Annotated in this window: 13 protein-coding genes; all 13 read left to right on the top strand. The window is 35.5% G+C overall.

All coding sequences use genetic code 11. The features are described 5' to 3' along the window. Nucleotides 1-92: 92 nt before the first annotated feature. On the top strand, nt 93-2,057 hold the full coding sequence (locus RSC39_RS03010) for a DHH family phosphoesterase (RefSeq protein ID WP_332535009.1): 1,965 nt from the start codon (nt 93-95) through the stop codon (nt 2,055-2,057). After that, on the top strand, nt 2,054-2,506 hold the full coding sequence (gene rplI / locus RSC39_RS03005; RefSeq protein ID WP_021036908.1) for a 50S ribosomal protein L9: 453 nt from the start codon (nt 2,054-2,056) through the stop codon (nt 2,504-2,506). The genes RSC39_RS03010 and rplI overlap by 4 nt, the downstream gene beginning before the upstream one ends. Before the next feature lie 5 nt (nt 2,507-2,511). Continuing rightward, nucleotides 2,512-3,879, top strand: a complete 1,368-nt coding sequence (dnaB, locus tag RSC39_RS03000) for a replicative DNA helicase (RefSeq protein WP_021036909.1) — start codon at nt 2,512-2,514, stop codon at nt 3,877-3,879. A 225-nt stretch (nt 3,880-4,104) separates the two neighbouring features. Continuing rightward, nucleotides 4,105-4,362, top strand: a complete 258-nt coding sequence (locus RSC39_RS02995) for a Veg family protein (RefSeq protein ID WP_010905542.1) — start codon at nt 4,105-4,107, stop codon at nt 4,360-4,362. 68 nt (nt 4,363-4,430) lie between these two features. Continuing rightward, complete coding sequence (locus tag RSC39_RS02990) at nt 4,431-5,204, top strand: phosphotransferase family protein (RefSeq protein ID WP_063281664.1); 774 nt, start codon at nt 4,431-4,433, stop codon at nt 5,202-5,204. Between the two features lie 125 nt (nt 5,205-5,329). Further along, nucleotides 5,330-5,983: a tRNA (guanosine(46)-N7)-methyltransferase TrmB gene (gene trmB, locus RSC39_RS02985; RefSeq protein ID WP_003132468.1), complete on the top strand. Its 654-nt coding sequence runs from the start codon at nt 5,330-5,332 to the stop codon at nt 5,981-5,983. A gap of 188 nt (nt 5,984-6,171) precedes the next feature. After that, a complete protein-coding gene (gene nrdR / locus RSC39_RS02980) occupies nt 6,172-6,618 on the top strand; it encodes a transcriptional regulator NrdR (RefSeq protein WP_003132469.1) in 447 nt (148 codons plus the stop codon). Between the two features lie 95 nt (nt 6,619-6,713). Further along, on the top strand, nt 6,714-7,889 hold the full coding sequence (locus RSC39_RS02975; protein WP_332535006.1) for a replication initiation and membrane attachment family protein: 1,176 nt from the start codon (nt 6,714-6,716) through the stop codon (nt 7,887-7,889). Next, nucleotides 7,889-8,770, top strand: a complete 882-nt coding sequence (gene dnaI / locus RSC39_RS02970; RefSeq protein ID WP_063281661.1) for a primosomal protein DnaI — start codon at nt 7,889-7,891, stop codon at nt 8,768-8,770. Before RSC39_RS02975 ends, dnaI begins: the two co-directional genes overlap by 1 nt. Then, nucleotides 8,763-9,485: an NADPH-dependent oxidoreductase gene (locus RSC39_RS02965; protein ID WP_332535003.1), complete on the top strand. Its 723-nt coding sequence runs from the start codon at nt 8,763-8,765 to the stop codon at nt 9,483-9,485. The genes dnaI and RSC39_RS02965 overlap by 8 nt, the downstream gene beginning before the upstream one ends. Beyond that, nucleotides 9,482-10,108, top strand: coding sequence for a pentapeptide repeat-containing protein (locus RSC39_RS02960; RefSeq protein WP_332535001.1), 627 nt, complete (start codon nt 9,482-9,484; stop codon nt 10,106-10,108). Before RSC39_RS02965 ends, RSC39_RS02960 begins: the two co-directional genes overlap by 4 nt. A 111-nt stretch (nt 10,109-10,219) precedes the next feature. Then, nucleotides 10,220-11,530, top strand: a complete 1,311-nt coding sequence (der, locus tag RSC39_RS02955; RefSeq protein WP_063281658.1) for a ribosome biogenesis GTPase Der — start codon at nt 10,220-10,222, stop codon at nt 11,528-11,530. 104 nt (nt 11,531-11,634) lie between these two features. After that, a complete protein-coding gene (locus RSC39_RS02950; RefSeq protein ID WP_332534998.1) occupies nt 11,635-12,483 on the top strand; it encodes a helix-turn-helix domain-containing protein in 849 nt (282 codons plus the stop codon). The last annotated feature ends 29 nt before the right edge of the window (nt 12,484-12,512 follow it).

Here is a 12,512-nt window from a genome sequence, read left to right as displayed (position 1 = left end):
TAAAAAATTATAAGAGAAAAATCACTGACAATCGGTGATTCTTTAAGTTTTTTCTGTCCTATGTTAAAATAGAGGAATATAGGAGTAATATTATGAATTTTGTCCGTCGGTTTTCACCGCTTGCTATTATTGTCATAATGGTTATTGTTCAAATCATTGAAACCATAGTTGTCCATGCTTCAGCAACTCGTTGGTCAATCTTGGTTTATTTGTTGATTTTGAATATTGTGATTACGCTCATCTTACTATCTCAAACCCGAAATTATCAGTTGCGCCGTCAAGATTTTATTCGTAAAATCAATGATGAAGCAGAAAATTCACTCAATGCTACTTTGGATAATATGCCAATTGGAGTCATTCGTTTCAATAATGAAACCTTCGAGCCCGAATGGTTTAATCCCTTTATTGATATGATTTTCAAAGGGAATGACAAAGTAATTAATCGTGATGATATTAAAAAAATATTAAAAAATGCAAGTGATGACCAATATATCACTATTGGTAAGCAAAAGTATGTTGCAGAACTTGATTCTGATAAAAACCTTATTTATTTAATTGATGCCACAAAAGAAGTTGCTTTTAAATCAGAATTTAATGACAGTCGTGCAGTTATTGGTGCGATTTCAGTTGATAATTATGATGATGCCACTGATTTGATTACTGATAGTGGTCGAACAGCGATTAATAGTTTTATCGCATCATTTTTAGAAGAATTTGCTGACAAATATGGAATATATATCCGTCGAATTAACAGCAGTCGCCATTATTTTTTCTGTGATTATCGTATTCTTGAAAAAATGATTAATGATAAATTCGCTGTTCTCAAAGAATTTAGAGAACTTTCAGCTCAAAAAGAAATTCCATTGACACTCTCTATCGGTGTGGCTTATGGTTGGAATGATTTTCCTACCATCGGAAAAGTGGCCCTCAATAACCTTGAGTTGGCTCAAGTACGCGGTGGTGACCAGGTTGTTTTGCGTGAAAATACACCACAAGCTCGTCCAGTTTATTTTGGGGGAAATTCAGAAAGTAGAACTCAAAAAAGTAGAACAAGAGCACGGGCTATCTCAACTGCCCTTCGGACAATCATTGCCGAGTCAGAAGACGTTTTTATCGTGGGTCATCGATTTACAGATATGGACGCTTTAGGGGCAGCAGTAGCAATGAAAGCTTTTGCTAATATGTCAGGGAAAGAAGCCTTTGTGGTTTATGACCCTGAACAATTATTGCCAGATGTTGAACGGGCAATTAATAAAATGAATGAATCTTCTGATGGATTTACACATATCGTTCGATTAGAAACTGCTCAAAAGCTTAAGAAAAAAGATTCGTTACTCATTATGGTTGACCACTCTAAAACCAGTCAAACCTTAAATCTAGATTTTTATAAATCTTTTGAAAAATTAGTGGTGATTGACCATCATAGACGTGATGATGATTTTCCAGAACATGCCCTACTTTCATATATTGAATCATCAGCAAGTTCTGCCAGTGAATTGACAGTTGAAATTCTGCAATTTCATGATAATAATCAAAGAAAAATGTCAACAATTGAAGCAAGTATTGTTCTTGCTGGAATTGAACTGGACACAAAAAACTTTACAAAAGCAACAACTGAAAGAACCTTTGAAGCAGCAGCTTATTTACGTTCAAGAGGTTCAGACAATGATCTGATTAAGATGATTATGGCGACTGATTTTGAAAAATACAAAAAGACAAATGAAATCGTGCTTAATTCACAAATGATTTTACCTGGTATTGCTCTAGGGATTGGACTTAAACATGAAAAATATGATAATATAGCAACAGCTAAAGCCGCTGATACTTTGCTAGACATGGCGGGAATCACCGCAGCATTTACAATTACTCAACATACAAATGGATACATCTCAATCTCAGCCCGTTCTCGTAATGGATTTAATGTCCAAACAATAATGGAACAAATGGGTGGTGGTGGACATTTTAACAATGCCGCGACACAGATTTATGAAAAGAATATCCAAGAAGTACAAGATGATTTAATTGAAATATTAAAAGAAAGAGAAAACGAAAAATGAAAGTTGTATTCTTAGAAGACGTTAAAGGACAAGGAAAAAAAGGTCAAATTAAAGAAGTACCGACTGGTTATGCTCAAAATTTTTTGATTAAGAAAAATTTGGCAAAAGTAGCAACAGCAGCAGCGCTTTCTGAAGTCAAAGGACAAGCGAAAGCTAAAGAAAAAGAAGAAGCTGAACTTTTAGCGGAAGCTAAAGCTCTTAAAGAAGTGCTTGAAAAAGATGAAACTGTTGTTGAAATCAAGATGAAAGTTGGACAAACTGGTCATACTTTTGGTGCTGTTGATAAAGCAGATATTGCTAAAGCATTGAAAAGTCAATTTGGTCTAAAATTGGACAAACGTAAAATTCAATTGATTAACAAAATTCAAGCATTGGGAACAAAAGACGTACCAGTAAAACTTCACCGTGATGTGACAGCCGTGGTTAAAGTCAAAATAAGCGAGGCCTAAAATAGATGCCCGAAATTGATTTAATAAAAGCCCCGCCTCAAGACCTAGCTGCTGAGCAGGCCGTTCTTGGGGCTGTTTTTTTAGATAGTGAACGATTAGTCGAAATTAAAGAATTTCTAAGTTCGGATGATTTTTATAAGAATGCTCATAAAATTATTTTTCGAACAATGGAAAAATTGTCTGATGCGCGTGAAGCAATTGACGTTCTAACCATTCGTTCACACCTTGAAAATCAGGGAGAATTAGAAGCGATTGGTGGAATCGCTTATATTGCTGAACTAGCAACGGCGACACCGACAGCAGCAAATGCGGCCTACTATGCTAAAATTGTTGCCGAAAAATCACTTCTCCGCCAATTAATTAATCGTTTGACCGAATCAGTCGAAAAAGCCTATGAGCAAGATTCGCCAGCGGATGATATTTTAGCTCAAGCAGAAAAAAGTTTGATTGATGTCCAACAGGGACGCAATACAAATGGTTTCAAAAAAATCTCTGATGTCTTAGCTATCCACATGGATGACCTTGAACAAAAAGCACAGCAGAAATCAAATATTACAGGGATTGCTACGGGCTATCCTGCGTTAGATAATATGACTACGGGGCTCCATGAAGAAGAATTAATCATTCTAGCAGCCCGTCCTGCGGTTGGTAAAACAGCCTTTGCCTTAAATATTGCGCAAAATATTGGGACAAAACAAGACCGGACCGTTGCTATTTTCTCACTGGAAATGGGTGCAGAAAGTCTTGTCAGTCGGATGATTGCTGCCGAAGGTTCAATTGATTCACATAGCTTGCGGACGGGGCAACTCAATGATCAAGAGTGGAATGACTACTTTATGGCAACTGGAACATTGTCTCGCGCCAGTATTTATATTGATGATACACCGGGGATAAAGATTTCAGAAATTCGAGCGCGTTCGAGAAAATTAGCGCAAGAAACCGGAAATCTCGGTTTGATTGTTATTGACTACTTACAATTGATTTCTGGAACAGGACGAGAAAATCGCCAACAAGAAGTTTCTGAAATTTCTCGTCAGTTGAAAATTTTAGCTAAAGAACTAAAAGTTCCTGTTATCGCCTTATCACAGCTCTCACGTGGGGTTGAGCAACGTCAAGATAAACGACCGGTTTTGTCCGATATCCGTGAATCTGGGTCAATCGAGCAAGATGCTGATATTGTTGCCTTTCTTTATCGTGATGATTATTATGAACGTGGCAATGGTGAAGATGAAGACGGTGAAGAAATTTTAGAAGATAATAAAGTTGAAGTAATTATTGAAAAAAACCGTTCAGGAAGCCGTGGAACAGTTGAATTACTCTTTATTAAAGAGCATAATAAATTTGCAAGTATTGATAACCGATATGGCGACTAGATTTTTTTGAGTGTTTCGTGTTATAATATGAGTAATTGTCTAATTCTGTTTATAAATATAAGTGAAGTATAAAAAATACAAGCTTTATGTTCTCTTATATTATGAAAACTTAGCAGATATACAGTTCCTTAGATTAGAAAAAGAAGTAAATAATCAAGGATAAAATTAGATTAATAAGGTAAAGTTCGGAGTAATCCGATTTTTACATCTTATTTGGAGGAAAAAATGGATAACCAAAATCAAGAAATAGGAAAAATCGTTGATATTCGTGAAAAAGTTCAAGCACATTTGGGTGAAACGATTGAAATTACTTCACAATTTGGTCGTAAACGTGAAAATCGTCATAAAGTGAACTTGATTGAAGCCTACGCAACACATTTCATTATTGAAAATATCCCAGCTCGTGGTCCTAAAACAACAGAGTCATATCAATATGCTGATATTTTGACTCAAACTATTTTAATTCACTATCCAAACGCTTAATTTTTGGATATAAAGTAGATGTATCAAAAAATGATTAATAGAATTTTAAAGGAAAGGAGGAGATAAGGATGATGAAAGCTGATTGGGATATGACGCCTGTAAAAGGCGGCTCAGGCAATGCATTTTTTGGGAAAAGTGATGAAGAACGCGTTTTTATTAAAAAAAATGGTAGTCCTTTTTTGCCAAGCATTTATCTGGAAGGAATCACACCGAAAGTCTTATGGACAAAACGGACGGCTGAAGGAGACACCTTATCTGCTCAACCTTGGATTGATGGTCATACGCTAAGTCCTGAGGATATGGAAGACCGTCAGATTAATCATATTTTAGCACATTTGCATGACTCGAAAAAACTAGTTGAATCTTATAAAAAATTGGGAAGTCAAATTATTTTGCCTGAACAATTATTAGAGGATTGTGTCCAAAATACCGAGGCTTTACGGACAAATCACTTTTTGTCAGGAATTATTGAGGAAATGCGCAAGGAAATTCCTGAAATCAAAAATGAAGAGGTCGTGGTTGTTCATGGAGATGTCAATCATAAAAACTGGCTAGTGGATGATAATTCAGGAAAAATTTATCTTGTAGATTGGGATACGGTCTTTTTATCAGATTCCATGGTTGATATGGCACATGTTTTATCACACTATATCAAACCAACTAACTGGTCGTTATGGCTGATGACTTCTGGTGTGAGACCACGTTCTGACATTATGGAAAAAGTGGCTTGGTATGGAAAACTTTCTTTTCTTCGGCAAATTTCTGAATATCTTTCTAGAGGAAAAATGAAAGAAGTAAACCAAGAAATCTTGGGACTTCGTAAATTTTGTGAATTATTTTAGTAAAAATAGGCTAGGGTTTGGACCTTCCTATTTTTTGGCTTATAATTGAATAATCAAAATCAACAAACAAAAGGAGAGTTAGATTCACTGATTTTCCAATAAAAATAAAACAAATTGAGGTAAAAATGCGCGTCAGAAATCGTAAAGGAGCAGGCGAAATGCTTGCTGAAAACGCACATATCGTAGTTGAAAATCCAGCAGACTTTAAAGGACGTTGGTCAGAACGTTTTGGCAATGACCATCCGATTCACATTGAAGTTGGTTGTGGGAAAGGTGCTTTTATTACAGGAATGGCTGCTTTGCATCCTGAAATTAATTACATTGCAATTGATATGCAGTTATCAGTTTTATCTTACGCATTAGATAAGGCGATTGAAGCTGATTTACCAAATGTCCAAATGATGCTCGTTGATGGAGCAGCTTTGAGCGAATATTTTGCTGACGGTGAAATTGATCAAGTTTATTTGAACTTTTCTGACCCTTGGCCAAAAGGACGACATGAAAAACGTCGTTTGACTTATAAATCTTTTCTTGCAACTTACGAAAAGATTTTACGTCCAGAAGGTGAAATACATTTCAAAACGGACAACCGAGGCTTGTTTGAATACTCATTAGTTTCTTTAGCAAACTATGGCATGGAGCTAAAAAAAGTTTGGTTAGATTTACACCAAGATGAAGAATTTGCTCCTCAAAATGTGATGACTGAATATGAACAAAAGTTTTCACAAAAAGGACAAGTGATTTATCGACTAGAAGCAAAATTTTTACCAAAAAAATAAATTAAAATATTTGCGGCAATAAAACATGACCAGAGAGTGTTTTATTAGAAGATAAAGGGATTGTCAGCGCATCTGACGATTCCATCATTAACAATAATTAAAAAAGTTACTGACAGAATTTTTAATAAATAGAAAATTTCTGTCAGTAAGACTAATAACAGTTTATTATCTAAACTAAGGAGAATAATATGAGATGTCCAAAGTGTTCTTCTGAAGAATCAAAAGTTGTTGATTCAAGACAAGCCGAAGATGCGATTCGTCGCCGCCGGGTCTGCGAATCATGTGGTTTTCGCTTCACAACCTTTGAACGTATTGAAGAAATGCCCCTTTTAGTCATTAAAAAAGATGACAAACGCGAACCTTTTAACCGTGAAAAAATTGTTCGTGGTTTAGTTCGTTCAGCCTATAAACGTCCTGTTTCAAGTGAAGATATTGAAACAACAGTTGCCAATGTTGAACGAAAAATTCGGCAGCTTGACAGTAATGAAGTTGAATCAGATGTGATTGGCGAATTTGTCATGCAAGAATTAGCTGAATTAGATGATATTACTTATATCCGATTTGCGAGTGTTTATCGCTCATTTAAAGATGTCAGTGAATTAGAAGAGCTTCTAAAAAATATTACTAAAAAATAAAGACTAATTGTTTAATGCGATTGCTAAATGAGCATTAAATTGGCAGATAAAGAACTGTCATTAAAAACAGTCAGTAAAACTAGAGTGAGGGAAATATGAGAGCAGGAGATTCATTTACAATGCTTAATCGAGGAAAGACCAGCTTTGACGTTGAGACTTTTCGCCTACTCTATTTACCAATTATTGGGACGGATGCTTTTGCCCTCTACCAAATGATGTTGAGTTTCTCAACGGGTCGAATTTCTCATTTTTTGGAGTATCTAAATCTCGGACTTAATCCATTCATTGAGGCACTTGACAGACTTTCAGCTCTATCATTAGTTCGAGTTTATGATGACCATAGCAGCCTTTATTTTGAAGTGAAAAGCCCTCTCAATTTTGAAAATTTCCTTGCTGATGACTTTTATAGACAACTTTTAATATCAAGAATTGGTGAAAATCGTGTCACAGCTTTAGCTAAAACAATGGAACCCAAAGGAAAAGAAATTTCTAAGAAGTTCCATGAAGTTTATAAAGTTAATTTTGATAGGGAAGCCACACCAAACCAATCACTAAAAGAGAACCAATTTGATATGGGGGCATTTAAAAGTCTGATGGAACGCCAAGGTTATCGTTTATCAAATGAGAACCAAGATTCATTAACACTTTATTCCCTTGCAGAAAAATTTGAACTCAATTGGTACGAATTATTCAAACAGGCTGAACGCACAGCTAATGCCGATAAGAGTTTGAATATGAATCATTTAATTCGTAGTCTTTCAGCAACAAGTCAACCACAACCCGCACTTTCAGAATTTCCAAAAGTTTTTGCAGATTTGATTGTCGTCAGTAAAGCCCATGAGCCTGATGAATTTATTCGTCAGATAAAAGCCCAAGCTGGAGGTTTTGTCAGCTCTGATGAACATAAAATTTTAGCTAATTTGACTCGCCAAAAATTACCAGCAGAAGTTCAAAATATTTTGATTCATTATGTTTTGGTTCAACAAAAAAATGCTTCACTCAGCCCAAACTTTGTCAATGCTTTAGCGAATGATTGGATGAGAAATAAAGTATTCACAGCGGAGGCGGCTGTAAAGCGCATTTTGGAGCGAGAAGAACAAGCAACTGCTAAGGCTAAGACTGAAGTTACCAAGCACTCAACGAAAATCAAAAAAGAAGCACCAAAATGGTCAAATCCTGACTATGAAAATAAAACAAGCCAAGAGGAACTTGCTAAACTTGAAAAAATAAGGCTTGACTCTCTCAAAAAATTGGAAGGGGAGCAAAATTAATGGAATCTATCGGAGATATTTTAGGAAAGCGACAAGATATTCGAGAAAATTTTGAAAAATTAGTCACAGAAGTTCTAAAAAATACAGATGTTCAAGCTTTTATTGCTGAGCATCAAATGACTTCTGATGAAATCCAACGCTCTTACTCGAAGTTTTATGAATATGTACGTGAACATGATAAGTTTAAAAAAGGGGAAAAACGTGCTGCTGATGGATATGAACCAGTTTTAATTATGAATCATGGTTATGCGGACGTTTCTTATCAAGCAACGAATGAGTTAGCTGAACAACAAGCTGCTCAGAGCTTGATGCGTCGTGTAAGTATTATTGGTCTTCCAAAAGATTTAAAGCAAGTTAGTTTAGCTGAGATTGCCCTTGATGATGTTCAAAGAATCAAACCTTATCAAGCTTTAGTTGATTTCATTACCAATTTTCCTAAGAAAAAGGGACTTTACCTCTATGGCGATTTCGGTGTTGGAAAATCCTTCATGCTTGCAGCTATGGCAAATGAATTAGCTAAAAAAGGTATTTCGACGACTCTACTTCATTATCCAACTTTTATTTCGGATTTAGACTTTGACAATGCTAAAGTCTGGGTCAATGAAATAAAAGCCAGTCAAGTTCTAGTTTTAGATGATATTGGAGCAGAACAAAATAATGCTTGGGTGCGTGATAGTATTTTACAAGTCATCTTACAACACCGAATGCAAGAAAATCTTCCAACTTTTTTCACTTCAAATTTAAAAATGGAAGAACTTGAACAACATTTGGCTGAAACTAAACGAGCTGATGAGGTTTGGCCAGCTAAACGTGTCATGGAACGCGTCAAGTATTTAGCAGAAGAAATGCGACTGGAGGGAACAAACAGACGACATGACTGAGACAAATGAAACGATTGATTTAATGATGAATCACACTTCGGTCAGAAATTTTACAGAAGAAGCAATTGATCCTAAAGATTTAGAAAAAATAGTAAAAGCGGCTCAAATGGCATCAACATGGAAAAATTTTCAATCATATTCTGTGATTGTTGTAGAGTCACAAAATCAAAAAGATGCGATTTATGAATTTCAACCACAAAAATCAATCAAAAATTGTGCAGCATATTTAGTTTTTGTTGGCGATTTAAATCGTGCCCAAAAAGCAGTCGAATTACATCAGGGGAATTTTCAACCTCAAGGAATTGAAAGTTTATTGATTACTTCAGTTGATGCGGCAACTGCTGGGCAAAATGCACTGTTGGCTGCGGAGTCTTTAGGATACAACGGGGTCATGGTTGGTTTAATTCGGGACCAATCCTCAGAAATTTCTAAAGTTTTAGGCTTGCCTGATTATACTTATCCTATTTTTGGGATTGCTCTTGGAAAAGCCGCACGTTTGAACAAAGTAAAACCGCGTCTTCCCTTGGAAGCGACCGTTTTTAAGGAAAAGTATGTTGAGCAAACGAGCGAAACCATTGAAAAATATGACCAGATTCAAGAAGACTATGCTGGAGATAGACGCTTAAATAAATGGTCTGAACGGATTGTTGACCAATGGGGACAACCAGAAATTTCAGCCTCAACAGAAAATTTGAAGGCGAAAAAATTACTGTGAAATTAAAAAAAATCTTAGAACCAAAACTTCCTACAACTTTTCAAGCAGTCAGTAGTCAAGATTTTACTGATGGAGAAATCTATCAAGCAGAATTTACTGACCAGATTTTGACGATTAGCCAACGGACCATTTTTTCTGGCTGTTCTTTCAAAAACACAACCTTTGAATTTACTGACAACGCGATCAGTGAATTTACAGATTGCGTTTTCGAGAAATGTGATTTATCCAATCTGAACTTCAATAAAATTGGCATTTATCGTTCAGTATTTAAATCCTGTAAACTATTAGGCACTGATTTTACGGAAAGTCATTTGCAAGATGTTCAATTTACAGAGAATTTATTGACTTATGCCAATTTTTCAGGAAGTACATTAAAATCAGTCCGTTTTTTAGAAAATGAAGCTAAGGAAACTTTCTTCACTGCCTGTAATTTTAAAAATGTTGAACTTCTAAAAAATCAACTAGAAGCGGCTAATTTTTGGGAAACAGCACTTTCAGGAATTGATTTTTCTACGAATCAATTTGAACGCATGGAAGTTACGCCTCAACTGGCTAAAAACATGAAGATAAGTCTTAGTCAAGCCCCATTTTTTACAAGCCTGTTTGGGATTGAAATTATCTAAAATTAATCACGGAACTGAACTATAAAATTATATAGCCTTTAGATTACAACGTCTTTAGCTTAACTATCATAATTTTTAAAACAATAAGTAAACAAAGAAAGAAATAAAAATATGAGCTTACCTACAGTCGCCATCGTTGGGCGTCCAAATGTTGGAAAATCAACGATATTCAACCGTATTGCAGGAGAACGCATCTCAATTGTCGAAGACATTCCAGGTGTGACTCGTGACCGTATCTATGCCACAGGAGAATGGTTAACCCGTAAATTCAACATCATCGATACCGGTGGGATTGAACTTTCAGATGAACCTTTCATGACTGAAATTCGGGCACAGGCCGAAATCGCCATGACCGAAGCAGATGTTATTATTGCTGTCGTTGATGGAGAAACAGGAATTACTGATGCCGATGAAGCAGTTGCTAATATTCTTTATCGTACAGATAAACCTGTCATTCTTATCGTCAATAAAGTCGACAACCCAGAACGTCGAATGGAAATTTTTGACTTCTATTCACTTGGACTCGGCGATCCATATCCTGTATCAGCTGTTCACGGGATTGGGACAGGGGATGTACTTGATGCTATTGTTCAAAATCTTCCTAATGAAATCGAAGAAGAGAATGAAGATGTCATCAAGTTTAGCTTGATTGGTCGTCCAAACGTTGGTAAATCATCTCTTATCAATGCCATTCTTGGTGAAGACCGAGTGATTGCAAGCCCAATCGCGGGAACAACTCGTGATGCCATTGATACACACTTCGTTGATTCTGAAGACCAAGAATTTGTCATGATTGATACCGCTGGAATGCGTAAATCAGGAAAAATTTACGAAAATACTGAAAAATATTCAGTCATGCGTGCCATGCGTGCCATTGACCGTTCAGATATCGTTTTGATGGTCATTAATGCTGAAGAAGGAATTCGCGAATATGATATGCGTATCGCTGGATTTGCTCATGAAGCAGGTAAAGGGATTCTGATTGTTGTCAATAAATGGGATACTCTTGAAAAAGACAATGATACAATGAAAAAATTTGAATTAGAAATTCGTACAAAGTTCAAATTCCTTGATTATGCACCAATCGTTTACGTGTCTGCTAAAACTGGCCAACGATTGAATAAACTTCCAGATATGATTAAAGAAATTCACCATGCTCAAAACCTACGTATTTCAAGTTCTGTTTTGAATGATGTGATTATGGATGCCGTAGCGATTAATCCAACTCCGACAGATAAAGGAAAGCGTCTGAAGATTTTCTATGCAACACAAGTCGCCATTAAACCACCAACTTTTGTTGTTTTTGTCAACGAAGAAGAACTGATGCACTTCTCATATCTTCGTTTCTTGGAAAATCAAATTCGTAAAGCCTTTGTTTTTGGAGGAACTCCGATTCATTTGATTGCTCGTAAACGTAAATAATTAAAAGCACTGAATATTCAGTGCTTTTTTTATGCAAAAGAATTGCAAAAATCCTGAATTTGAAATATACTATTAAAAAATTAGTTAAAGCGAAAGAAGAACGAATGGTATATTTTAAATATGGGAAAGCTTTCCATGATCTCAGAATTCAACACGGATTTTCACTGTCTGCCTTCGAAGAATTAGGGATTGCGAAATCCACCCTTTCTAATTTTGAGAATGGTAAAAGTATGCTTTCTTTTGACCGACTAGACTCTGCCCTTCAAAAAATGAATGTCTCCCCACTTGACTACAGTATCATGATAAATAATGGTGAACAAGAAAGTTATATCTCGATTTTCGATGAGATTGAACACGCCTATTACCAAAGAGAAATTAAACGTCTTAAAGAAATATATGAAGAAAATCAAAAAGGAACCAATGAAGAAAAATTGGTAGCCTATACAGCTAAAGGGCTTTATCAACATCTCCTTCCTGAAGAAATTCATGAACTCGAAGATTACCTCAAAGGAATCCAGTTTTGGGGATTTTTTGAACTTTCAATTCTTGCTAATATTGGAGATAGACTCAATGAAAATTTAATTGATAACATTTTAGAAGATTTTTTCTACAATAAAGCTTATTATGAAAATGATTTATATTATCGAGTGCTCATTTATCGTTTTCTCTATAAAGTAATCCTTAACTGTATTGATTCTGGGAGGAAAGAGAAAGCTCAGGAAGTGCTCGATATTTCCAAACAGTTCTTTATGCCCGGCGATGTGATGAGCCGTGTCATTATTAATTATGCTGAATCTTTTTTTGTTTATTATTATGTGGATAAACAAAAAGGTAAGAGCCAACTTCAAGAAACATTAAAATTTTTAAAAAAAATAGGAGCTGATGATTTTCGTAAAACCCTAAAAATGCAATATGATAAAAGAATAATAAGAGAAAAGCGTTCTGAAAAATGAACACTATCTCCTCCAGATTTTTGATAAAG

This window comes from Lactococcus sp., assembly GCF_036648155.1.
Classification (GTDB): domain Bacteria; phylum Bacillota; class Bacilli; order Lactobacillales; family Streptococcaceae; genus Lactococcus; species Lactococcus cremoris.
The sequence above is the reverse complement of the archived record's forward strand: the minus strand, read 5'-3'. Positions and strand labels throughout refer to the sequence as shown.

Bases quoted from the DNA above. Each gene is read 5' to 3' on its own strand.
- der (WP_063281658.1), top strand. From the start codon at position 10,220: ATGAGCTTACCTACAGTCGCCATCGTTGGGCGTCCAAATGTTGGAAAA.
- RSC39_RS03010 (WP_332535009.1), top strand. From the start codon at position 93: ATGAATTTTGTCCGTCGGTTTTCACCGCTTGCTATTATTGTCATAATG.
- nrdR (WP_003132469.1), top strand. From the start codon at position 6,172: ATGAGATGTCCAAAGTGTTCTTCTGAAGAATCAAAAGTTGTTGATTCA.
- dnaI (WP_063281661.1), top strand. From the start codon at position 7,889: ATGGAATCTATCGGAGATATTTTAGGAAAGCGACAAGATATTCGAGAA.
- RSC39_RS02995 (WP_010905542.1), top strand. From the start codon at position 4,105: ATGGATAACCAAAATCAAGAAATAGGAAAAATCGTTGATATTCGTGAA.
- RSC39_RS02950 (WP_332534998.1), top strand. From the start codon at position 11,635: ATGGTATATTTTAAATATGGGAAAGCTTTCCATGATCTCAGAATTCAA.
- rplI (WP_021036908.1), top strand. From the start codon at position 2,054: ATGAAAGTTGTATTCTTAGAAGACGTTAAAGGACAAGGAAAAAAAGGT.
- RSC39_RS02965 (WP_332535003.1), top strand. From the start codon at position 8,763: ATGACTGAGACAAATGAAACGATTGATTTAATGATGAATCACACTTCG.
- RSC39_RS02975 (WP_332535006.1), top strand. From the start codon at position 6,714: ATGAGAGCAGGAGATTCATTTACAATGCTTAATCGAGGAAAGACCAGC.
- dnaB (WP_021036909.1), top strand. From the start codon at position 2,512: ATGCCCGAAATTGATTTAATAAAAGCCCCGCCTCAAGACCTAGCTGCT.
- trmB (WP_003132468.1), top strand. From the start codon at position 5,330: ATGCGCGTCAGAAATCGTAAAGGAGCAGGCGAAATGCTTGCTGAAAAC.
- RSC39_RS02990 (WP_063281664.1), top strand. From the start codon at position 4,431: ATGATGAAAGCTGATTGGGATATGACGCCTGTAAAAGGCGGCTCAGGC.